22 protein-coding genes are annotated in these 22,185 nt (G+C 40.3%); 13 read left to right on the top strand and 9 right to left on the bottom strand.

Annotated elements, in window-relative coordinates:
- Positions 1–7: 7 nt before the first annotated feature.
- The 5 genes from moaA to mobA are packed head-to-tail and all read left to right on the top strand — an operon-like array spanning position 8 to position 4,111.
- Positions 8–1,006 carry a GTP 3',8-cyclase MoaA gene (moaA, locus tag ACYTXU_RS05555; protein WP_462208988.1) on the top strand — a complete coding sequence of 333 codons (999 nt, stop codon included), beginning with the start codon at positions 8–10 and terminating at the stop codon, positions 1,004–1,006.
- Complete coding sequence (gene modA, locus ACYTXU_RS05550; protein WP_462208986.1) at positions 1,007–1,726, top strand: molybdate ABC transporter substrate-binding protein; 720 nt, start codon at positions 1,007–1,009, stop codon at positions 1,724–1,726.
- 13 nt (positions 1,727–1,739) lie between these two features.
- Positions 1,740–2,420: a molybdate ABC transporter permease subunit gene (gene modB, locus ACYTXU_RS05545; RefSeq protein ID WP_462208984.1), complete on the top strand. Its 681-nt coding sequence runs from the start codon at positions 1,740–1,742 to the stop codon at positions 2,418–2,420.
- Positions 2,417–3,499, top strand: a complete 1,083-nt coding sequence (gene modC, locus ACYTXU_RS05540) for a molybdenum ABC transporter ATP-binding protein (RefSeq protein WP_462208983.1) — start codon at positions 2,417–2,419, stop codon at positions 3,497–3,499. The genes modB and modC overlap by 4 nt, the downstream gene beginning before the upstream one ends.
- Before the next feature lie 15 nt (positions 3,500–3,514).
- Positions 3,515–4,111: a molybdenum cofactor guanylyltransferase MobA gene (gene mobA, locus ACYTXU_RS05535; RefSeq protein ID WP_462208982.1), complete on the top strand. Its 597-nt coding sequence runs from the start codon at positions 3,515–3,517 to the stop codon at positions 4,109–4,111.
- Here mobA and moaE read toward each other — a convergent pair.
- The 4 genes from moaE to ACYTXU_RS05515 form a co-directional block, all read right to left on the bottom strand.
- On the bottom strand, positions 4,108–4,590 hold the full coding sequence (moaE, locus tag ACYTXU_RS05530) for a molybdopterin synthase catalytic subunit MoaE (RefSeq protein ID WP_462208980.1): 483 nt from the start codon (positions 4,588–4,590) through the stop codon (positions 4,108–4,110). The genes mobA and moaE overlap by 4 nt on opposite strands.
- Positions 4,591–4,592: 2 nt before the next feature.
- Positions 4,593–4,838 (bottom strand): molybdopterin synthase sulfur carrier subunit, encoded by a 246-nt coding sequence (moaD, locus tag ACYTXU_RS05525; RefSeq protein ID WP_462208978.1) that lies wholly within the window; start codon positions 4,836–4,838, stop codon positions 4,593–4,595.
- Between the two features lie 31 nt (positions 4,839–4,869).
- On the bottom strand, positions 4,870–5,346 hold the full coding sequence (gene moaC, locus ACYTXU_RS05520; RefSeq protein WP_462208976.1) for a cyclic pyranopterin monophosphate synthase MoaC: 477 nt from the start codon (positions 5,344–5,346) through the stop codon (positions 4,870–4,872).
- An 87-nt stretch (positions 5,347–5,433) separates the two neighbouring features.
- A complete protein-coding gene (locus ACYTXU_RS05515) occupies positions 5,434–6,567 on the bottom strand; it encodes a helix-turn-helix domain-containing protein (protein WP_462208974.1) in 1,134 nt (377 codons plus the stop codon).
- A gap of 140 nt (positions 6,568–6,707) precedes the next feature.
- Between ACYTXU_RS05515 and ACYTXU_RS05510 the strand changes: the two genes are divergently transcribed.
- The 3 genes from ACYTXU_RS05510 to ACYTXU_RS05500 all read left to right on the top strand — a co-directional run bounded on the left by ACYTXU_RS05510 (position 6,708) and on the right by ACYTXU_RS05500 (position 10,277).
- Positions 6,708–8,096 carry a S41 family peptidase gene (locus tag ACYTXU_RS05510; protein ID WP_462208973.1) on the top strand — a complete coding sequence of 463 codons (1,389 nt, stop codon included), beginning with the start codon at positions 6,708–6,710 and terminating at the stop codon, positions 8,094–8,096.
- Positions 8,097–8,273: 177 nt separating this feature from the next.
- A complete protein-coding gene (locus ACYTXU_RS05505) occupies positions 8,274–9,638 on the top strand; it encodes a hypothetical protein (RefSeq protein WP_462208971.1) in 1,365 nt (454 codons plus the stop codon).
- Positions 9,639–9,923: 285 nt separating this feature from the next.
- Entirely contained in the window at positions 9,924–10,277 is a 354-nt protein-coding gene (locus ACYTXU_RS05500) for a hypothetical protein (protein WP_462208969.1), read from the top strand.
- Between the two features lie 79 nt (positions 10,278–10,356).
- Here the strand turns inward: ACYTXU_RS05500 and ACYTXU_RS05495 are convergent, their stop codons facing one another.
- The gene (locus ACYTXU_RS05495; protein ID WP_462208968.1) at positions 10,357–11,121 is read right to left on the bottom strand and encodes a MauE/DoxX family redox-associated membrane protein; all 765 of its coding nucleotides are present in this window, start codon (positions 11,119–11,121) and stop codon (positions 10,357–10,359) included.
- A 70-nt stretch (positions 11,122–11,191) separates the two neighbouring features.
- On the opposite strand from ACYTXU_RS05495, the gene ACYTXU_RS05490 reads away from it, so the two are divergent.
- Entirely contained in the window at positions 11,192–11,572 is a 381-nt protein-coding gene (locus tag ACYTXU_RS05490; RefSeq protein ID WP_462208966.1) for a MerR family transcriptional regulator, read from the top strand.
- A 372-nt stretch (positions 11,573–11,944) separates the two neighbouring features.
- On the opposite strand, the gene ACYTXU_RS05485 is transcribed toward ACYTXU_RS05490, so the two are convergent.
- The 4 genes from ACYTXU_RS05485 to ACYTXU_RS05470 all read right to left on the bottom strand — a co-directional run bounded on the left by ACYTXU_RS05485 (position 11,945) and on the right by ACYTXU_RS05470 (position 13,690).
- Positions 11,945–12,100: a hypothetical protein gene (locus tag ACYTXU_RS05485; protein WP_462208965.1), complete on the bottom strand. Its 156-nt coding sequence runs from the start codon at positions 12,098–12,100 to the stop codon at positions 11,945–11,947.
- 100 nt (positions 12,101–12,200) lie between these two features.
- Positions 12,201–12,632: a 5' nucleotidase, NT5C type gene (locus ACYTXU_RS05480; RefSeq protein ID WP_462208963.1), complete on the bottom strand. Its 432-nt coding sequence runs from the start codon at positions 12,630–12,632 to the stop codon at positions 12,201–12,203.
- Between the two features lie 158 nt (positions 12,633–12,790).
- Entirely contained in the window at positions 12,791–13,126 is a 336-nt protein-coding gene (locus ACYTXU_RS05475) for a YegP family protein (RefSeq protein WP_462208961.1), read from the bottom strand.
- A 45-nt stretch (positions 13,127–13,171) separates the two neighbouring features.
- Positions 13,172–13,690, bottom strand: a complete 519-nt coding sequence (locus tag ACYTXU_RS05470; protein WP_462208959.1) for a hypothetical protein — start codon at positions 13,688–13,690, stop codon at positions 13,172–13,174.
- A gap of 268 nt (positions 13,691–13,958) precedes the next feature.
- Between ACYTXU_RS05470 and ACYTXU_RS05465 the strand changes: the two genes are divergently transcribed.
- The 4 genes from ACYTXU_RS05465 to ACYTXU_RS05450 all read left to right on the top strand — a co-directional run bounded on the left by ACYTXU_RS05465 (position 13,959) and on the right by ACYTXU_RS05450 (position 21,935).
- Complete coding sequence (locus ACYTXU_RS05465; RefSeq protein ID WP_462208957.1) at positions 13,959–15,614, top strand: lipase family protein; 1,656 nt, start codon at positions 13,959–13,961, stop codon at positions 15,612–15,614.
- Positions 15,611–19,414 carry an Ig-like domain-containing protein gene (locus ACYTXU_RS05460; RefSeq protein WP_462208955.1) on the top strand — a complete coding sequence of 1,268 codons (3,804 nt, stop codon included), beginning with the start codon at positions 15,611–15,613 and terminating at the stop codon, positions 19,412–19,414. The genes ACYTXU_RS05465 and ACYTXU_RS05460 overlap by 4 nt, the downstream gene beginning before the upstream one ends.
- Positions 19,415–19,427: 13 nt before the next feature.
- Positions 19,428–19,931, top strand: coding sequence for a hypothetical protein (locus tag ACYTXU_RS05455; RefSeq protein WP_462208954.1), 504 nt, complete (start codon positions 19,428–19,430; stop codon positions 19,929–19,931).
- A 1,515-nt stretch (positions 19,932–21,446) separates the two neighbouring features.
- The gene (locus tag ACYTXU_RS05450) at positions 21,447–21,935 is read left to right on the top strand and encodes a hypothetical protein (protein ID WP_462208952.1); all 489 of its coding nucleotides are present in this window, start codon (positions 21,447–21,449) and stop codon (positions 21,933–21,935) included.
- Positions 21,936–22,185 lie beyond the last annotated feature (250 nt).

Genomic DNA, 22,185 nt, shown 5'->3' with positions numbered 1-22,185 from the left:
TAACCTTATGAGTGAGCAAACAAAGTTAATCGATCCCTTTGGCCGTCAAATCACCTATCTACGACTGTCGGTAACTGATCGCTGTAACTTCAGATGTGTTTATTGCATGGCTGAAGACATGACTTTTTTGCCCAAACAAAGGTTACTCTGTTATGAAGAGCTGACACAAATCAGCCAGGCATTTACTGAACTTGGCGTCAACAAAATACGTTTAACCGGTGGCGAGCCATTGGTTCGCCACGACATCATCAAACTTACATCGAGTTTGGGTCAGTTGGATGGCTTAAACAATCTGGCCATCACGACCAATGGTTCAATGCTAACCAAGTTGGCCAGGCCGCTATATCAAAGCGGTGTTCGCAGCTTGAACATCAGTCTTGATACGCTGGATGAAAAACAGTTTCATTCAGTCACCCGCACCGGAACGTTAGATAAAGTGCTGGAAGGCATTCAAGCAGCCAAAGATGCTGGCTTCGAAAAAATTAAGCTCAACGCTGTCATCATGAAAGGGCAGAATGATCAGCAGATACCAGCACTATTGGATTATGTGTTGGACAATGATCTGGATATCAGCTTCATCGAAGAAATGCCCTTAGGTCATATTTCCTCGCATGATCGTGCAAAAACCTTCTGCTCAAGCGAAGACGTAAAAGCCATTATCAAAGCACACCATGAACTACTGCCTTCAACTCTGAATACCGGAGGTCCTTCACGCTATTTTTCGATACAGGGTCATCGCAGCAATATTGGTTTTATTTCCCCGCACAGCAATAATTTCTGCGGTAGCTGTAATCGTATTCGTCTGACCGCAGAGGGGCAGCTTTTGCTATGTCTGGGTAATGAAGACTCCCTGGACTTAAGAGCGATTGTGCGTCGTTACCCCAATCAAACAGAGTTACTCAAAGAGCGAATTATTGAAGCGATCAAACTCAAGCCAAAAGAACATCACTTCAGTAATAACGGTGATGTGCAAATCCTGCGTTTTATGAATATGACCGGTGGCTAGATGCGTAGACTATTTGCCATTGTGTTGTTGCTCAGCCTGTCTGTTGCACAGGCGGAATCGATCAGTGTTGCCGTCCCTGCGAATTTCTTAAAACCCATGCAGCATATTGCAGAACGCTATGAAGCCGAAACCGGCATTACAGTTGTCTTACACTCAGGCTCAACTGGGCAACTCTATGCGCAGGCAATCAATGGCGCACCTTTTGATGTGTTTCTATCGGCTGATGAAGAACGAGTCGATGCTTTATTAGATAACAAGCTAGCAATGCAATCGCAACTTTATACCTGTGGTCAGTTAGCCTTTTATTCTCAGCAGCACCGAATCACCGAGCTTCAGGAGCTGAGCCAGCTCAAAAAAATTGCCATAGCAAAGCCCAATCTTGCGCCTTATGGTAAAGCTGCTGAATCAACGCTTAGTCATGGCTCGACTGACTTTTCAGCAAAGATTATCTACGGTCAAAATGTGGTAGCAGCTTATCAATATGCCATGCATAAAGTGGTCGATGGTAGTTTCGTTGCTTACTCCAATGTCCATGATGCTGACACAGGATACGTATGGTTAGTGCCAAAAGAGCTGTACGCTCCGATTAAACAGAACATGGCGGTGTTACAATCCAGCAACAAACAGCAAAGCGCACAACGTCTGTATCGCTATATCTTGTCTGATGAAATTCAATCACTGATAAGCGAAATGGGCTATACTCACATAAAAGATTGTTAAGTTAGATTCGTCTATGGACTTCTTTATCATTGATTGGCAGCCAATTCTTTTATCGCTCAAACTGGCTTTCGTCACCACGATTTTCCTGCTGTTAATTGGAACGCCAATCGCCTGGAAATTATCGCAAAGCACAGGCTGGCTCAAGCACATTGTTTCCGTTATTGTTGCTTTACCATTGGTGCTGCCGCCAACCGTTATCGGTTTTTATTTGCTGATCTTGCTATCTCCTGATGGTTGGGTCGGTCAGTTAACCGAAGCCTTGGGCATTGGCAATCTCTTGTTTAGTTTTAGCGGCCTGGTGATTGGCTCAATTATTTACTCCTTACCCTTCGTTGTTCAGCCCCTACATAATGCTTTCGAAGCGCTCGGGCGCAAACCCATTGAAACGGCTTATAGCCTTGGTGCAAAACCACTGGATACTTTTTTCTCAGTAGTGGCTCCTTTATGCCGTAATAGTTTTATTACCGCTTCAATTTTAGGCTTTGCCCATACCATGGGTGAGTTTGGCGTTATCTTAATGATCGGCGGCAGCATTCCGGGCGAAACTAAAGTGGCCTCCGTTGCCATCTATGAGCAGGTTGAAATGCTGAATTACGCAGAAGCGCATAAGCTCGCCATCATTATTGTGATTATTTCTGTGTTACTGATGTTGGTTTCATACCGCTTAAATCATCGCAAGAGGGCTGAAGCATGAGTGAATTGGCCCTCGACTTTAAGTTGCAGAAAACCGGTTTTCTGGTCACTGCCAGACAGCGCATATCCTTACAGGGCATTACCGTGGTCTGGGGGCCGAGTGGTAGCGGCAAGAGTCTTCTTCTACGGTCAATCGCTGGCTTCGAGCGGCCTCAGGGCTCCATGCAACTCGACGATATGATCTTGTTAAGCAGTCAAACATCTGTCTTTGTGGAGCCTTATCAAAGACACGTCGCCTATGTTGCGCAACAGCCTGAATTGTTTGCTCATTTAACCGTTAAGCAAAACCTTGAATATGGTTACAAGCGAAGAGGGGGAAGGGTGCCACGCGCCTACTCTTTTAACGAAGTGATCACAGCATTAGGTCTGGCTAAATTCTTAAACAAGAAACCCTCGACATTGTCGGGAGGACAAAAGCAACGCTGCGCTATCGCTCAAGCGCTTTTATCGTACCCCAAACTGCTATTAATGGATGAGCCTTTATCGGCGCTCGATGATCAGGCTCGGCAATCCATCATCAGCTACTTGGTGCAAATCCCTAAACTGTTTAATGTGCCGATTATTTATGTGACCCATGCTTATGAAGAACTTTTGAAATTAGCCGACCATGTCTTACCGGTCAAAGATGGCGTGGTTACGGGCTGCTTCCCGCTGGAAGAATATTGTTCTAATTACAACAACCAGTCTCTACCTGCTGAGCAGCTATGCTCGGTGTTGGTAGGTCATATAGAACCAACCAGAGATCGGGAACAAGTGTACGGTCTCTGTCGCTTAAGTTGTGAGCATCAGGACTTGTATATTCCGCACGCCCTAGCCATGAATGAGCCAATGAAAATCATCGTTTATGCCAAAGATGTTTCCATCAGTCTGAGCAAAGTAACCGACAGCAGTATTTTGAATTTGCTTGAAGTCACCATCGAACAGATAATCGATTACTCAAGTACCAGCAAGTTATTGCAATTAAAGCTAGGCCAGCAAAGATTATTCTCTTTAATCACCAAAAAATCGGTAGCCGAGTTAAAGATTCGCGAAGGCCAGAGTGTTATCGCGCAAATTAAAGCCGTTTCGATTAAGGCCTAAAGGAAATGACCGCCCATGACCAATAACCATACTCAAAAAGTCAGGCTGAATGTGCTATTACTCGCAGGCGGTAAATCCTCGCGTATGGGCGGCGAAGATAAAGCGCTGATTGATTATCACGGCAAACCGATGATAGAGCACCTGATTGAAGAGTTGCCCATGTCGGATGTTAATCAGTTGGTGATCAGTTGCAATCGCAACTTTGATCAGTACAGGAAATACAGCGAGCATCTGGTTAGCGATAAAAGTTATGAAGCCATAGAACCATTTGCAGGGCCTCTGCTCGGCATCCTTTCAGCGCTGGACACTTACCAGGCTGAAACTTGGCTTATCCTGCCATGCGACACGCCACAGATTAACCAGGCTATGCTGCAAGAGTTGCTGGCCAATTATCAGAACTCATCAGCGTTGATCAGCTGCCTCAGCATTGGCGAAAATCTGCAACCATTACACTGCTTGCTAAGCAGTCAACTGAAAGACTCGTTGTTTGGTTATTTAAAGAATGGGAATAGGAGGGCGCAGCAGTGGGTGAAGTTGCAGAATCCAAGTCGGATAGATTGCTCAGATCAAGCGGACAAACTGGCGAATATCAATTCGCCTTCTGATCTTTAGCACTCTTTAGCACTTTCGGTAAGCCACTTGTCCACTTCACTTTGATCGCTTTGTTTCGCCTCAACCCAGCGAGCACCCTGATCTGTTTCTTCTTTTTTCCAGAACGGCGCCGTGGTTTTTAAAGTATCCATAATGAATTGGCAGCCATTGAATGCATCTTGACGGTGCGCGCTAGCGGTGGCCACTAAAACGATATTGTCGCCGGGATATAAAGTGCCGACACGATGAATAATAACCACCTCGTTGAGACTCCATCGCGAGCTAGCATCCTCAGCCAACTGAGTTAAAACCGATTCGGTCATACCGGGATAATGTTCCAGGGTTAAGGCTTCAACACGCTCATCATCATCAGACTGATGCTGAAAGTCTCTAACCAGACCGGTGAAGGTAACGACCGCACCAATTTCAGAGCCGCATTGCTTGAAATAATCGCTCACCAAACTCAGGTCAAAGTCTTCATGCTGTACTTTCACTAACATTTTTAACCACCTGTAACAGGAGGGAAAAACGCGACTTCATCCCCGTCGCTTAGAGAACTGTTCACTCTAGCCATCTGCTGATTAACGGCAATCATCAAACCGGGCTGAGAAAACACCTTCTGCCAGGTATCGCCTTTCGTTTTTAAGGCATCAATCAGCGACTGAACCGATGAAAAATCATCATCCAGCTGCAGCGAATCCGTGTTGAGTTGCTCGCGATATTTCGCAAAGAATAAAACCTTAATCATAATAATGTACTCGCCTGTTGACCGTTTTTACCTAAGACTGTTCGGCCTGCCAATGGCCCGATTTACCACCCGACTTTTCCAGCAAGCGAGTAGGGCCAATAACGATCCCCTTATCCACCGCCTTGCACATATCGTATAGCGTTAAAGCTGCAACCGACGCCGCAGTTAAAGCCTCCATTTCGACTCCCGTCTGCCCGGAAACCTTACACATCGCCTCGATAGTCACCTGATGCTCCTCATCATTGAAAGCAAAAGCAACTTTAACCGAAGTCAGCATCAAAGGATGGCACAAAGGAATCAAATCGCTGCACTTCTTAGCCGCCTGAATCCCCGCAATTCTCGCCGTAGCGAACACATCACCCTTCGGCAAAGCATCGTCCAGCAACAACCGATACGTCTCAGGATTAAAACTAACCACAGACTCAGCAACAGCCACACGCGAGCTGTTACCCTTATCCGTCACATCAACCATGTGAGCATGGCCCTTATCATCAAGATGAGTAAGCATAATCTAAGTAAAATAGAGGTTTATAGGCACAATAATACAGCAAAAAAAGACCAGAAACTTAATCCAGATCAAGTGTTTGTTAAGTCTCTATCGCTTTGTTTGAAGCTGTTTTTTGAATTGCGACGGTGTCTGCTCGGTGTGTTTTTTAAAGGCGCTGTTAAATGTTGAGCGAGAGTTAAAGCCAACCTCGTACGCAATGTCCAATATGGTTTTGTTGGTCTGGTTAATAAGCTCACACGCTCTTTGAATTCGCAGCGCGTTGATATAGTCATAAAAGCCTTTGCCCATTCGACTATTCAATATTTGCGATATTTTATGTGCTGAGAAGCCTAAATGATCAGACAGTTGACGAAGTGTTAAGTCAGGCTCTTGATACAACCTTTCTTCCTGCATGGATAGTTTCAGACGTTGTTCTATTTTATTGGCTTCTGCTTCATCTAATTTTGAACGTTCATACTTATCGTTAACTTTATTCTTGTTTGTGTAGATTGGTTTTTGCTGAATTGAAAGCACCCCGATGCTTGATAACCACAGAAACTGTGCCACAGCAAAATATAGGTTTTGAGCTTGGGTTGGAATGACATTGATGATATTGAACAATTGCAGGAAGCTTAGTAGCAAAGCAACAAATAAGATAATGAGCGACCATCTGATCCACGATAAATCTTTGTTTTCAATATTTGAGAAGAGCTGCTTAATATTGGTTACGTGGTGCTTGATTTGCCTGAAACACAATACCAGGTAAAACAATGAAAAGGGGATGACCATTAATAGTGCTATTGTTGGTCCCCAGGTAATGTAGCCTAAGTGCTCCAAGGTTCCCGGAGCCGCAGATAGGCGCTGTAACTTAAGCTCTTGGTCGAAAAGAAAATAGGGTATGCATAATGCAAGGCTGATTATAAACCCTGTTAAATGCGCTATGTTCTTACTTTTAGCCATGATCTTTTCGGGTTTCGTTAAGCCTCTGATGTAGAGATAGTAGGCCGGAGGGATAATATAAAGCACTGGAATATACCCATTAGTAAACCAAGGATAGGTCTTCCAGAGATCAAGCGTGAAAATCAGATCGTCAAAGTAAGTAACAAAAATGGCTGCGTAAAACACAGCCAGGAATAGGTGATATTGTTTGCGAGGCTTAGCCAAAGCTTGGATAGCTAAAAATGCCGTTAACCCCATTAAGCCGCCAGTTAGGCCAAAGAACCCTAGTTCCAGATTATTCATTATTGTTAGTTCATCGCAGTAATCTTTCCAACATTTTAGACATTATCTTGCAAAAAAACATACTAACCTAACGGATAGGACGATCCAGCACGGCAAAAACGATAAGTTTCGATTGTTTTTCAACTTATCGGAGCCTACAAATGAAACAGTGGTTATTTTTTGGTCTATTGGGATTGGTGCTAGCCGGGTGCTCTAACAACAGAGCAGAACTTTCAGAGGAAATTGAAAGTAATATTTCCTTTTACAAAGGAGTATGGGAAGTGCCAGGTTACGGCTATCTTGTGTCTATTGACGACTCAGGACTTTCAGTATTTGATCGAGCTGGTTTGCACTGCTTACCCAACTATCCAGTGACCGAGCACCTGCCGCAAAATTTCGCAAAGCTGGATAATGACACTTTTCAAACCTCTTACAGCCAATATTCCACTAACTATTTATTCCGAAGACTGAATTTAGACATTGATGATATCTGTTTAACGCAATCAGACTTAACAAAGAAAGCAACATTCGACTATTTCACCCAGCTTATGTCCGAGCATTATGCGTTCTTTGAGCTGTACGGAATCAACTGGAGCGAAAGAGTCAGGGCAGCCAAAACTAAGATTCATGAAAGCATGACAGATAGAGCTTTCTTTGCTGTTCTTACCTCAATGCTCAAGAATATTAATGATGCTCATTTGTATTTAGTTGCAGAAATAGAAGGGCAGGAGCTCACCTATACTGCTGGACAGTCAAAAGTACTGCGCAACAAGCTTGATAGGGCATTTAATCATCAATCAGCATTTACCAATGCCAGAGAATTTCGCAGAGATTGGTATCGCCAGCATAAAGAAACAATCCGCAATAAACTGCTCACCAGGCAGTACCACTCAGATTATGATGACCAGATATTATGGGGAACTATCGGTGATATAGGATATATCAACTTTCTTGGCATGAGAGGATTCAGCGAAAACAACACTATTCAACAAGAGATCGACAATGCAAAAAAAGTCATGGACACAATCTTTGTGACGCTAAAAGACACTGAGGCATTGATCATCGATGTTTCAACCAATAGCGGTGGCAATGAAGAGCTTAGCTTATTATTTGCTGGATACTTTACTGATAAAGAAAAGGTCGTTTATACCAAGCAAGCGCACGGCTTCCCACATTCGCAGCAGGTTATGACAGTAACCGCACAAGCTGGCCATCCCTATCAAGGACAAGTCTATTTAGTGACAAGCGACCATACCGTAAGCGCAGCCGAAAACTTTGTCATGGCCATGAAAACATTCCCCAACGTAACAGTCGTTGGCGATGTAACGCGAGGCGCTTTTTCCGATGTGCTTGATAAAAACCTGCCCAACGGCTGGCAGTTAGGATTATCAAACGAAGTCTATAAAGATATAAATGGCGCAAACTGGGAAGGCAAAGGAATTCAACCAGATGTGCATATTCCAATATTCTCAAGAGATTCGATATACAATAGCCACGCAGAAGCAATGAAAGAGGTACTTCAGCTTATTGATAAATCTATGAAGGAATAGGGTATATCACCAGCCATAATGCTCATGGGCCAGGCCCGCGGCCACTACACCTTCATGACACACCTCAAATGGACACCAGCCGTTTGCAATCCAGTACTGCTTTTAAAATAATACGTGAGAACTGAAACTCAAAAAATGAGATGATATTCGTTAATTATGGTATCGAGGGTAGCAACAATGACAATGGAAAAACTAGTAACTGTAAAAAATCCTAATTTGCAAATAGCTGTATTAAATTTTTCGGCGGAACTTATTAGTCAAATTATTAGTTTTAACAATATTGTTGTTGTGCCCGAGAAAGAATGGATCAAAAGCGACGACTATATATATCAAAGGGTGCAAACTAAAAAGTTCTTGTGGGACTTCTCAATATTAAAAGCCTATGAAAATGCAAAGCAGGCGAATACATTAACTTATAAGACACTAGTGGAAGAGTTGAAAAAAGATACTGTCATTAGTAAACAATTAGAAAGTTTAGTTGGGACAAGCGCTTCTTCAACGAGATTGGAACTTAAGACCTTAATGTTGTGGCACACAAAGGAGGTATTAAGAGGGAAATCATCTGAGCTATCAATTTCTTCAGAGGAAACGCTTAATGCCTACTACAAGTTAGAAGAGTTCCTATATTCAGAGATTATTGAAATTACTCATTTGACTCCAATTAACTCTTATTCTCAAGAAAGCAACGTATTTCAACTTTCTGATAACTTATCAATAATAAAGATGACAGAGGAGCAAATACTGCGTTTACTTGAATCAGGGGTTCTCATTTATCCTAATAACTTTGATAGAAGCTTAGTTCAACCTGTTCGATATGCAGTTCAACAAAAGTTTACAGAAAAGAAATACCTAGGCAGTAGATGTGATGACCAAGCGTTTTTGGATTTGATGGGAGATCAAACCCAAGAGTTAAATGGCATAATCAATTCTCTTAGAGCTTTTGGCAAAGGCGAAGTAACCCCCATTAGTACCTTTATGTATGATAGTAATATTTTTAATGAAAATTTTAGTCATACTTTTGAAACACCAGTTAAACGGTTTCCCCAAAACACCTTGGATTTCAACCTAGAAGAAGAGTCCAACTTCAAGCAGTTTTGGGATAGTACTAATCGGGTTTTCCTGTCAGACAAGCCAAAATTTCTTTCTTTTGCGATAAGGAGATTTTCTCAATCTATCACTCGAGACAACTATGAGGATAAAATAGTTGACTTGATGATTTCTGCAGAAGCCATCTTTGTTGGATCTGAGGCGGGCTCTAGAGGTGCTCTTAGTTACAAGGTGAGTCATCGTGCAGCAATGCTACTTGGTAATAGTCCAGAGACTAGAGCTGAAATTATGGAGTTTATGAAAAGCGCTTACAGCTGTCGAAGCTCTATAGTTCATGGAGAAGGGTTGAAATGTAAAAATATTCCACCTCATGAGTTCATAGATACTTTGGAAAAACATATAAGGAAAGCGCTTCTACTTATCGTCAAGAGGTATAATGAAGAGCCAGATATCAAATGGAAAAATTATTGGAACTCAATAACTTTTCAACCATAGAAGGTAGTCTCAGCTATTTAGAATAAATTAATGGGGTCAGGTTAAATTTATTCGAGACTAACTGTTTTAACTAATTAGAAATACCTATCACCTATTCACCGTTATAGTGCAGATAGCCAAGGCAGCAATCCCCTTATCACTTGTAAAATAAGTTCGTCTGTTCGTTGTCGCACTTAAACTACTTCATTGCAATGGGTTCATGCATACGATCATTGTACAATTCGCTTTTTTCGAGCTACATTGGATACTGAGCTAACCAAAAGTTATTACAAGGAGTTTTCACAGATGGCTAATTCAAGTTCCAAAACTGATGAAAAAGAATTTCTGAAATCGGACGAGGACCTTTCAAGATGGGACAATGAGGGCGGTGCTGCGTATCAAGACGGTGAATCAGTTGAGATTCCCGAAATGACCAATGCTGAGTTGGTACACCTTCGGATTCGTGTGATTGCGCTGGAGAACATAATCATAGCGTTGCTAGCTGAAGGATCAGAGCGACAGTTAGAGATTGTCCGCGAAATGGCGAACTATATCTCTCCGCAAGAAGATTCCACTCAACATCCGCTAACCAGTCAAGCTGCAAATCTGATGACTGCTATGGCTAATCGGGCGGAGCATTTTCGGTCGCATAGAAATTAATGTTCTAATGAATTAGAAATGCCAGTCATCTATTCACCGTTATGGTGCAGTCAATGATTGGCACTTCTGTTTCAGGCGACTAACTTAAAGTCACTCCCAGAGCGCTTAATCCTACCCAAATCCCCATGCCTATCATGATCAAGTTTTCGGTCAGTGATATGAAGCCTAGTGGGACATTACTGGAGCCGCCAACGCAGGCGCATTTCAGTTCTCGTTTATCAATGTAGACAGCTTTAAACACTGATATTGCGCCTATTGAACCGATAATGAATGCTAACGGCGCAGAGAGCCAGGGCAGCAACCCTCCTATCATCAATACACCAGCAAGACCTTCCGCGACGGGATAGATGTAAGAGTAGGGGACCCATCGCTTAGCGAGTAGATCATAGTTAAGAAACATGATGGAAAAGCTTTCGATATCCTGTAGTTTTAGCAGCGCCAAAATAGCCATACTGAATGCTATAAACCAATGCAATGCTTGTAGATTCAGAGCTGTATCAGACACTGCAATACTTACCCCTATTGCCATTAAAAACGTCATGCTAAATAGCGCAATAACCGGCTGGTAGCTGGTTTCGTCTTCAGACTTTACTGGTTTACCAAAGTGCTCTCTAACATCGTCATAGCCACCAATTCTATCTCCTTCGATAAAGGTTTGTGGAGTGGTGGATACATCATGTTTAGACTTGAACTCGTCAGTCTCGTTTCGAGACGTTAACCAGTTATCTTCAACCTCATAGCCTTCACGCTGCAAAAGATCTTTGGTTTTAAGCCCGTATGGGCACACGTGTTTGTCCATTACCATTCGATACAGTACAGCTTTCTTTTCTTGCTTAGCAGTCATAAGTTATCCTCGTACCTGTTTTGAGATGGTGATAGTATAAATACAGTACCATAGTACGGAGTCAAGACACATGTTACCAATTGGCAAATTCGCAAAGGCGGGCGGCGTTGGCGTCGAAACCATCAGGTTTTACCAACGCAAAGGCTTACTCAAGATTCCTCCCCAAGAAGGCGGAATTCGTCGTTACGGTGACGAAGACCTCAGGCAACTTAAGTTCATACTCAAAGCCAAAGCCGCAGGATTCACACTGGCAGAGATCAAAGAGTTAATCGCGTTAGACTCAAGCGATGACCGACACAAAGCGTATGAACTTGCATCTTTACGCGTCACAGCACTCGATAAACAAATAGCAGAACTTAAACAAGCCAGGAACTCATTGCAGCAACTGGCGACAGAATGCCGCAGCAGAAAAACAGGCCCATGCCCAATAATCGAAGCATTTGACGTTTAACTCAAACGCATAGAAGCCGTTTAAAGACCATAAGAGCGACAGAAGTGCTAATGAATCAATAATTTATAGATACTTTTTTCAAGTGGGCATTCAAATAAATTCATTTAACCCATAAAGCTATAACTCTTTGATTTCTCTGTCCGGAAGGAAAGTTTTTAAAGTAATTTTCTTACAAGATTTTACTTTTGTATTTATTTGGAAGGAATATAAGAAAACTACTTTAAAATATGTATGTGTATAGTCAGTTGGATGACATTTCATTTGTTCATGAAACCATAATTTGTCACTGTTAAAACAAAAAAGGGTGAGATGTTCAAATATTTGGATTGAACCGAGTTATTTGATTTAAATAGCCATGCTACTAACAAGAACTTACCTTATGCTACTTCTCATAAATGCATCATACTTCTTCTGACGATTCATCCAGTACTCAAGGCTGATTCCTGTCATTTGCTCTAATCCTTTAGCCAGCTCAATCGTTACTGAACTTTTACCCTCAGTAAAGCTCCACAAGTCCTTCCTGGCCATACCTATCTCCTTAATCTTACTAGTAGAATATTGCTTCAATAACATCATTATTAGTTTTGAATGGCATTACGCAATAAATATTCATCGTAGAAGCTAGAGGTTAATCCAGTTCCTTCAAAATATTAGACCAAGTTTGAAAGCCTTCGCTCCCAAAATGTAGCACTTTACCCTCAAACGTTTCCTGTCCTTTACCGTCGATATTATCATCAATCAGAATATCACCTCTCAGGAGTCCTTTATTAGAGCAGATAATTAGTCGTTCAGTAGCCTCAAAGCCTAGGTGCCTTTCAACCCATAGTCGCTTCTCGGTATAGCTCAAAGGATTTCTATTAGAAGGGGCGGTTAGGATATACACATCGTTCTTCTCACACAGCCTGAAGAATGCTTTTATGGCACCGTCTATAGGCTCCAGGTCTTCAAAGAACTTTTGTAAAGATTGGGGGTAAGCTACATCTGGCTGCTGTTTCTTGATTTGAGCATATGCAGCATCGTAATCTGCTAGAACCCCGTCCATATCAATATAGATGATCATAATTCAATCACTGTCGCAATTTACACTATTGTATAACAGCTTAAACCGTACGAACATCCATGATGCTCATACGGTCAATTACTATCAACATTGCACTAATATAGTGCTAGTTTGCCATTGCATTAGCTTAGGGTCTTTTCAAAGGATAAGGTCAAAAGCTAAGTTAAGTCCACAACGTCAGCATCTGGGCCAAACCGCTTAACAGATTCTATGCCATTATCTCTAGAGGCCTTGGTTGTATACATTTCGCTTCGACCTATGATTTCATAATTCTTAGCTCTCAGCACAAAATAATATTGCTCATTTGTGGAGTCTTTTCTTACATAGTTATCATCGTCTGGAGAGTGTTTTTTCACTGATTCAACCCCACCCTGACAACTTGATTTAGTCGTATACCCTTCGCTAGCTAATATAATCTCGCCATTAGACGCCTTTAACCGAAAATAGTATTGACTATTAGCACTACTTTGAAATATCTCGTATTTGCCTTTCATTTTCATCTCCTTGTTTTAAACTCACACCTTAAATCAACGTTAAACTTAATTAAGTTTTGACCAATTGCTTTCTCCATATGTTACCAACTCACCCTCTCCAAAGCGTTCTATATAATAGAAGTACAAATACTCCCCAGCTTTGTTGCCTGAGACTTCCACCTCCCAATTATGCTCTGCAAAAATATCAAAAGGTACTTTCTTCCTACGTATAACTTGGAAGTCAACGGTTGATGGCATTCCTTTGTCTATTAAAAGCGCTTCAACCTCGTTGCTAATTGCTTCAGAAGGAGTTGAATATCTATAATTTGCCGGGTAAAAATAAACTAAGAGTAAGCAACCTATAATACTGAATATGAGGATTGAGAAAGGATATTTTTTTCTACCTTTAAATAATAAAATAACTGTAGGAAATAATATAGCAAGGCTAATTCCAAGCGATATTATTCCATAGATTATCTCTTGAAAGACAATCCCAACTCCCCAACTATGTGGTGCCGATATATAAAACACCCCTGCTCCAACGAGAAGGGATATTAAGACCTGCACTATCAAGCTCTTATTCAAAAGATATTCTCCATGATTTTAATATCCTGACCGTGTCCTTTTTTGGTCTGAAACTTTTAATACCCAAACGCCTTCGGTTATTTATGAGTCATCGCACATTTTACAATTCTAACTCTATATTTAGAGTAATGTAATCTTATAATTTTTCACTTATACAGGAGCGTAATTCTTGAGGGGTACTAACAATGCATATATGCATTGGTTTGCATAAATTTGATTAATACCTATACTAACCGTGTAAGCAAATAAATAATAAAGGAAATTAGGGATGAGTAATAGACTACTGCTTTTGCTTTTATTAACAATAACACTTTATTCACCAACAGGCTTTTCTTTAGACGATCCAAACCGAAAATTATCAAGCTTTGAAGTTCAGAAGACAGAGAATTTGGATGATTCAATTTTCCCAGGTCATATCGGAAGTTTCCCAAATGACTATGTTGAGCTAGGGATTCCTTCTGATACTTTTATTGTTGTCGATGTAGGCCCAGGCAATGATAAATACGTTACAAGAAACGATGACAATACTCCAGAACTAACATTTGATTTTGATATCTATAGGTATGTCGGAGATATTGCTAAATTGAAACAACATGGGCTCATATCTGAAACATTTAAACTTCATATTCCTGCATTTGATGTAGATACTTATTCTCCACCTAGAGATTGTGATGGTGATGGAGTCAATGATCAGATTGCACCTGAAGTAGATGAAGTATATTTTAATGGAGAAAAAATAGGAGTCTTAAGAGGCAGTAATGAAAAGTGGGACTTAGGTAGGAATACGTTTGAGCTAAGTATTGATAAGTTAAACCTGCTTACAGAACCAACACCCAGTGGCTTCGCTAGAAATACACTTGAGATAGAAATTGATGTTGCAAATGAAAATACGGTACTAAGCTCAGGGCAAGTTGGGTGTAAAGCGTGGGCTACAGAAATTGATTTTGTAATATTAGAATTCGAAGTTGTAGATCCAATTGCCTTAAATGTTGGTTTATTTGGCAGCCCTAGTACATTTGAAGCTTCTGGCTTCAAAAATAGAATTATGGATGAGTATGGTATACCGGCCTTTATTATTGACCACGCTATCGCTGTTCTATATTCATCATGCAATGTAGATCAAGTAGAACAGTTATCATATTACAAGCATGCAGAAAATGTATTGGAGGGATTAAAGTCAGCAGCCAGCGATTACGGCGCTCATAGGTTTAATTTAATTGTTCACTCAAAAGCAGGCTTAGATGCTAAATCTCTCGTTAATATCTTAAATGCAGAGAAACCCTTGGTTACTGTAGGGAAAATGCAAACGTTAGATGTAGAAAACCCGATTGAAATAAATTCCCTTGCAACATTAGACACCCCTTTTAAAGGCAGTTCGGTAGCAGATCTAATGAGTTCTTTTGACATGTTTGGGATGAAGTTTGTAACTGGTCTAATACCTGATATTTGTGATTTACAGACAGACTTATCAACTTTATTCTCCCGTATATATCCTATTAGTGGGGATATTAAACTTCTAACTCTTGGTGGAAATGCCGACAATACCGGCAATTGGAATGTGTTAGATGATGATAGAGAGTCTGAGTTATTCCCTGGAGGGAAATATATTCATAACCACCTTTTCAAAATTGTAAGAGATATAGAATATATCAGAGAAGAAGTACAAACTGTGCAGACATTATATGGTATCTATATTTTTAAATTCCCAAGACAGAAAGAAACCTCTGAAAATCAACCAAATGACGGAGTTGTCTCACTAGAAAGTTCTCAAATCCCCGAGTCTGATAAGCACATAAATACAATAAGCAACCATATTTCAATTGCTTATAGGCAGGAGGTATTGGACGATATTAAATCCGGAGGACAGGATATCGTTCTTGAGGAAGCACTAAACGGTGTACTGGAATGGAGAGTTACCCAATGAAATATTTAATTTTAATTATTCAGATTTTTATTAGTCATGTAGCTATAAGCGGCACTTCTGTTCTTACACCTCTTCAGATAAATGACAAAGCTACTATAAGCGGAGATACTTTCACATATACATTTATTGCACCTAGCAATACAAGCATCAAGTTATTTATTGCCAACACCAGTGATTTTAACACTGATAATATTTCAATAACGACCCCATCAGGCCAGAGCATCACAGAAACGAATGCTTCTACGCATGACGTTTCATATTTGATTAATGAAGCGGATAATGGGATATCCGCGCTAGTATTCCCGATCAAAAGCTGGTTTATAGATTTCATGCAAGGCGGTGTAGCTGGTGAATATATTGTAACTGGGACTCATTCTGGTTCAGCTCCAATACCAATTACAGTTTTATTTGAAGGTTCAAATATATCATCCAAGCTTTATGTCGGTGATGCTTCAAATTTAATAAGTACAGATAAACATATCCCACTGTCACTCTATTTGATTGAAGGGAGTTCTCATTTTACAAGTGGTACTGTCAATTTTTCTATATCGAAAGATGGTCAAGAGATTTATAGCAAAACAGCAGTTGATGATGGCGAAAATAACGATATTCATCCAGATGATGGTTTATATACTACTTTTGTATTGTTAGAAAACCCTGGAATGTACAACTTAGTAGCGGAATATCAAGGAACAAACTCAATTGGCGAGCAATTTCAAGGTCGGTTGGCAAAAACATTCAATGTGAAAACTATTACTACTGATATCAGTCCAGACTATGTTGAGAGTACAACTGATCTAGATTCAGACGGATTAAAAGATGAGCTTATCTTAACATTCCCGTTCAACGGCACGTTCGAAGAAAATGATTACTATTATATTTATGGGAAACTTAAAGTTGGTACAGAGTATCTTGAGTCTACAGAAAAAATAACATTCGGCGACAATCAGTTTCAGCTAAAGTTCAAAGGCTTTGACATTAGGAAAATTGGATATTCAGGGCAATTTAATCTTGAGCTCGTAAGAATTGATCGAAATGGAAGATACTATAAACATTTTGACAATTTAAAAGATACTGCTGCATATAACTTTGATGAATGGGAACGAGATGAGCTTGAGTACTCCGGTGGGTACAGATATGAGTATATCGATGAAGATAACAATAATATTTTCGAGGGAATGAGGTTTTTTTTTGAGATTGATTCCGTTACTGCGGGCACATATGGCTATTCATTCAGTATTAGGACTGAAGATAATATAGACATTGCGCTTTTGGGAAGTAATCCTACGGAACTCTCGGCTGGTTTAAACACACTGGAGACCACTCTTTCTGCAGGAGATATAACTAGTCACGGATTTGAGTCTGCACTGATTCTAGAGAACCTACTAATACACTCTAGCGGGGAATCAAAAGGCTTCCTAAAGTTAGATAATATTGGAGCTACGGAAGTCATAAACTGTTGGGATTTCGCTGGATGTGAAGATGGCCCCAACAACGCTCCTGAAGCCATTGATGACTTTACCGCTTCAAATGGTTCCTCAATTAACATCAATGCTGCATCAAATGATATAGATGCCGATGGCGACTTGATTAAGGTGAACTCTGTTACTCAACCCCAAAATGGTGTTGCTGAGATTGTTGGCAATTCAGTGCACTACACTCCGAATGAAGGATTTATGGGTGATGATGTTTTTACCTATGAAATATTAGACGTTTACCCTAAAAATAATGTTTGGAAACGTGGTAGTGATATAGGAACTATTACCGTTTCAGTTACGAATAATTTACCGCCTGTTGCTAATGATGATACTTATGCAATACCTGTCAACGGTGAGTCTCAGTTAACGGTTCTTGAAAACGACTCTGACCCAGATGGCGATAACTTATATATTACAGAGACCACCTCCCCTCAGAATGGGACGGTCACTAATTATGGCAATATTATCGTTTATAAGGCTAATGATGGATTTGAAGGGCAAGACTCTTTTCAATATACGATAATTGATGTTGACCCAGAAACCAACATAGCAAAAGATGGAACTGACAGTGCAGTTGCAACGTTAAACGTTGGAGCAGTTTCTAATTCACCCCCAGTGGCGAATGATGATGAATATACAGTCAATGCTGGTGTTGAAACTACACTCGACATTGTTGCAAATGACTCCGATCCTGATGGTGATAATGTTTATGTTGTAGAGTACACGCTTCCCAATGAAGGAACTCTTGAGTTTGTTGATAATAAAGCTGTTTATACAGCCTATGCTGACTCTATGGGCTTTGATGGTTTTAAATACACCATTACCGATACGAAGGGGGGCTATTCTGAAGCTAATGTACTAATTAATATAGTTAGTGACAGTATTAATTACCCGCCAGTAGCAAATGATGATTATGCTTCTACTCTTACCAATACTACAGTCACTATCCCTGTATTAGAAAATGATACTGATCCTGAGAATGATCCACTGAGTATTGTTTCTGTAAGCTCTCCTTCCAATGGTGATGCAACTATAAGCAGTGGACAAGTTGAATATACTCCAGCTCTAGATTTTATGGGTGAAGACATATTTTCTTATACAGTCACCGATGGCAACGGCAATGAGTCTACTGCAAGTGTCTTTGTAACCGTAAACCAAACTAACTCACCTCCAATCGCTCATGATGATTCTGCAATAACGCAAGTTAATCAATCAGCGAGCATTGATGTGTTAAGTAATGATGAAGATCCTGATAACGATACATTAACCATCACGTCAATTGCTGACCCTAGCTCAGGAACAGCTGAAGCTTCTGGTAATAATATCATTTACACTCCAGATACTGACTATGTTGGTAATGATTCATTCACTTACACTATTAGTGATGGAAAGGCTCAGTCAACAGCCACAGTTGCTGTAGCAGTTGAAGATACTAATGTTGCTCCAATTGCAGAGAATGATTCGGCAAGTGTAATACAAGGTGGAATGATCACCCTGGATGTATTGCAGAATGATTCTGACTCAAATGGAGATGTTCTTAATATTATTGGTGTCACACAGCCTGATTACGGTGAGGCGACAATAGAAAACAATAAAATTAAATATGTGTCTGACTCGTCATATGTCGGCGAGATGAGTTTTTCTTATACCATTAGCGATGGAGTGCTAACAGCTAACGCCAACATCGTTATTAACATTGAAGAAAAAATAGATACAGCTCCCAGCATTCAAATATTGGCTCCAGAAGATGGTGATAACTACGCAAGCAATATAAATATCATTTTAATGGCCGAAGCCATTGATAATGAAGATGGGTTATTAGAAAACATTCTATGGGAGTCAAGCATTGACGGAGCTCTTGGAAGCGGTTCTGAGATAATGGTTAATTTATCACTTGGTCAGCATTTAATTACTGCTAGTGTGACTGACAGCTCAGATAACTCTAGCTCATCTACAGTAAATATAACGGTGAGTCAGAGTTCAGGTACAGAGTATCGCAATGATAATGATTATAATATCCCCGACAATAAGGGCTATGGCGTTTCATCCAATATCAATATTGCAAATAGTCACTTGGCTCATGGAATTGAAGTGAGAGCCACCATATCCCATGTTTCTGAGTCTGACATAGCTGTTCAATTAATAGCCCCATCTGGTAAGCATTATAATTTGAGTAATCCAGGTAGTTATAACCGAGACGAAATATGGAATATAGAATTTAAGAGTGAAATAGATATAAAAGGTACTTGGACTCTTAAAGTATCTGACCAAAAGTTAAACGCAACAGGTTCCTTACTTAGCTGGAGTGTTAAAGCTGAATAGCACTAAGCCAGGTTTGGATAAGCAAGAGCTAATAAAAACTATTGTTAACTACTTAATTTACATCGCGCTTGGAGCAATAATATTTTATCTTGTTGCTCCAGGTGAAAGAGATTGGGGCGGATATGGGACTGAGCCTGTCGCCATTTGTTTGACTGTAATAATTTCAGCATTTCTTACATTTCACTACTCAAAAAAAGTAAATAAAATAATGGTTTCAATGGTGCTTTTTGTTTTAGGCTCACTGATTGTTGTAATAGCTTACCCATTTGATGAGCGATATATTAATAAACCGGATGACTTTGATGTTGTGTTATCGGAATATATAAACAACAACAAAGTTAACCATATAATTAAAGTTTATAAACCCAAACAACTAAAGCCTTGGTTCAGCTCTTTTATACCTCACAAACATAAAGTGATAATATTCCGAGAGCCAGGTTACTCTAAACTTTACATATATATAGCGGAAGGAACATTTATTAGTACCGAAATTATTGAAGTTGTTGAGGTTCAATAAATAGGTTTATGATGTAATTTCTATTAGTTAGTCAGAACATACAATTAATATGAGAATATCAAATAGTAGGAATCCATTTAAAAATAGCATCATTTAATTTGAATATCTTCGATATTAATGGGCCGGCCAATTTCCGAAGCGTTTCGGCTTAATCTCCGCGCCTTCCCGAGGATTGTCCGAAAGATTTCACCTATCTTGTAGAGATACCTGTCCGTACCAATCCTCCTGACAAAGGGAAGCTTTGTTATTTGGCCTGGGCTCTAGCATCCCCCCTACGATGAGATGAGTCACTTGGGCAACTAGCCAACTTAGCAGGTTGAAGTGTATACGGAGATCCATATTCTAATATTGTCTTTCCCTAAGCCATTGATTTTGCTACTATCCATTGAAGAAAGTACGATATTAATGTCCGATTTACCTGGTATTAGTCGTGAAAGCGGACATTAAAAATAAACAACTTGTAATTAAAGGGTTATCGGTGATGTCCGGTAATATAATGTTATGTTTCCAAAGAGTTGCTAGTGCTGCAACAATTGGTGGAAGTTAGTGGTCACCGCAATCTCAACTAAAACCTAAAAGGAATAAATTATGATTGGAAATTTTAGTGCATTACTGCTAACAGCGGTGTCATTAACATTATTTACTTCATTAACAATTGCTGAAGAAGTGAAAAAGGAGCAGAAAGGCTACTCTGATTCAGATGTGATATTAATTGATATATTAATGGAAGAGTTAAACTCCGACCTACCAAAATCGTGTACAACTCAAAGGTGCCTAGCATGCCGTCAAACTGCACGTTATCGCCTATCAGCATGCCTTAGTAGTGCATCGAATGACATACAAAGGCGACAGTGTCGTAGTAACTACCAATCTCGAATTAGAGGCTGCAGAGACTAGAACGCGCGTAAAATATAAAAGGGCTGACTTATGATTAGAGTATTTTTTCTATTACTACTAGCAGTTACTTCATTGACACTATTTAATTCATTAGCATTCGCTGAAAAGGCTGATGATAATAGATGGGAAACGATTGCTAGGCTACATGTGAGCAATCAAAATCCTAACAACAATAGGCTTAATTTCCGAGTTGATAGGGATAAAACTAGAATATATCTGCATATTAAGAATCTAGATAACAAAAGAATATCGAACCTGGTTACCAGTCAGCCGGATATTTATGGCAGGAATGAGTGGCCTGTAAATATAAGGTGGGGGTCGAAAGCCCATGGCACGTATTTTAATGCAGGTTCATATGTGTTATGGGCTGACTTTCCACCGCAAACCGTGACTAGATATAGCTATGACCTTGAAGTAAGAGTTCTAGTAAAAGATTAGGACAAGGAAGGCAAAGGTATGTAGTTCCTAAGCGGCTTAATATAACGTTAAGTGTCGGAGTAGAATGAAACATAACCAGTGCAGGCACAGCGACTCCCACTACATTGCGCCTTCGGCTCCATTCCGTGGGCGCGCATGCTGCAAGCGTCATGTTTTCGTGTCGAATAGTAGTTATCTCTTATGATTAAAGATATTATCATTAGTATTTGTGCGCTGGGTGGATTAGCGTTAGGGCTCCATAATCTTTTTAGAGATACAAGTAAAGAAAAAGTTTGTCTTAGGGTTAAACCGTTGTCATTTCACTGGATGCCCGATGGAAAAACTAGAGGTATTACCGAAAATGGAATTCATAAGAATCGTCACTTTGAAACAATTGGACTTAAAGTCGTAAACCTTAGCAAGTTTGACCTCACAATAATTGAGGCTGGATTTACGCTAAATACGGATGACGATACTAGGCTTGCCTTTCCAGAGGCATTGGTATTAGAAAGTTCTAATACTTTACCTGCTAAAATTTCATCGAGAGAATCTATAGAGTTATTTTTTATACCTGAACAGTTACCTCAAAAAGGAAAGAGGCTTATGATATCGGGTGTTTATGTGCATACAGCATGCGAGCTTGAATTTTTTGGTAGTGGTAAAGTTATTGAAGACTTCAGCAAAACATAACAAGACGCTTAAATTCGTTCCTCACCTTTGGTGCCTTTTAGCTTGGCGTTATGAGCCGTAAGGATTGACATGCCAGATTGTCCGCAATGCACTTCATTCGGAGAACGATTAAGATCAAGCTTCCAACTGATTTGAAGAGAGCAATTCGGATAGCGAAAGAGGCCGAGACCTATCACGGCTCGGGCGGAGAGTGGAAACCAATGAGCGTCGGCTCATAACCATTCTCTAAGGCGCGTTGGCCAGCGGGCTG

The organism is Kangiella sp. M94, from assembly GCF_054926195.1.
This window is presented reverse-complemented; position numbering and strand designations above follow the sequence as displayed.

Bases quoted from the DNA above. Each gene is read 5' to 3' on its own strand.
- moaA (WP_462208988.1), top strand. From the start codon at position 8: ATGAGTGAGCAAACAAAGTTAATCGATCCCTTTGGCCGTCAAATCACC.
- modA (WP_462208986.1), top strand. From the start codon at position 1,007: ATGCGTAGACTATTTGCCATTGTGTTGTTGCTCAGCCTGTCTGTTGCA.
- modB (WP_462208984.1), top strand. From the start codon at position 1,740: ATGGACTTCTTTATCATTGATTGGCAGCCAATTCTTTTATCGCTCAAA.
- modC (WP_462208983.1), top strand. From the start codon at position 2,417: ATGAGTGAATTGGCCCTCGACTTTAAGTTGCAGAAAACCGGTTTTCTG.
- mobA (WP_462208982.1), top strand. From the start codon at position 3,515: ATGACCAATAACCATACTCAAAAAGTCAGGCTGAATGTGCTATTACTC.
- moaE (WP_462208980.1), bottom strand. From the start codon at position 4,590: ATGTTAGTGAAAGTACAGCATGAAGACTTTGACCTGAGTTTGGTGAGC.
- moaD (WP_462208978.1), bottom strand. From the start codon at position 4,838: ATGATTAAGGTTTTATTCTTTGCGAAATATCGCGAGCAACTCAACACG.
- moaC (WP_462208976.1), bottom strand. From the start codon at position 5,346: ATGCTTACTCATCTTGATGATAAGGGCCATGCTCACATGGTTGATGTG.
- ACYTXU_RS05515 (WP_462208974.1), bottom strand. From the start codon at position 6,567: ATGAATAATCTGGAACTAGGGTTCTTTGGCCTAACTGGCGGCTTAATG.
- ACYTXU_RS05510 (WP_462208973.1), top strand. From the start codon at position 6,708: ATGAAACAGTGGTTATTTTTTGGTCTATTGGGATTGGTGCTAGCCGGG.
- ACYTXU_RS05505 (WP_462208971.1), top strand. From the start codon at position 8,274: ATGACAATGGAAAAACTAGTAACTGTAAAAAATCCTAATTTGCAAATA.
- ACYTXU_RS05500 (WP_462208969.1), top strand. From the start codon at position 9,924: ATGGCTAATTCAAGTTCCAAAACTGATGAAAAAGAATTTCTGAAATCG.
- ACYTXU_RS05495 (WP_462208968.1), bottom strand. From the start codon at position 11,121: ATGACTGCTAAGCAAGAAAAGAAAGCTGTACTGTATCGAATGGTAATG.
- ACYTXU_RS05490 (WP_462208966.1), top strand. From the start codon at position 11,192: ATGTTACCAATTGGCAAATTCGCAAAGGCGGGCGGCGTTGGCGTCGAA.
- ACYTXU_RS05485 (WP_462208965.1), bottom strand. From the start codon at position 12,100: ATGGCCAGGAAGGACTTGTGGAGCTTTACTGAGGGTAAAAGTTCAGTA.
- ACYTXU_RS05480 (WP_462208963.1), bottom strand. From the start codon at position 12,632: ATGATCATCTATATTGATATGGACGGGGTTCTAGCAGATTACGATGCT.
- ACYTXU_RS05475 (WP_462208961.1), bottom strand. From the start codon at position 13,126: ATGAAAGGCAAATACGAGATATTTCAAAGTAGTGCTAATAGTCAATAC.
- ACYTXU_RS05465 (WP_462208957.1), top strand. From the start codon at position 13,959: ATGAGTAATAGACTACTGCTTTTGCTTTTATTAACAATAACACTTTAT.
- ACYTXU_RS05460 (WP_462208955.1), top strand. From the start codon at position 15,611: ATGAAATATTTAATTTTAATTATTCAGATTTTTATTAGTCATGTAGCT.
- ACYTXU_RS05450 (WP_462208952.1), top strand. From the start codon at position 21,447: ATGATTAAAGATATTATCATTAGTATTTGTGCGCTGGGTGGATTAGCG.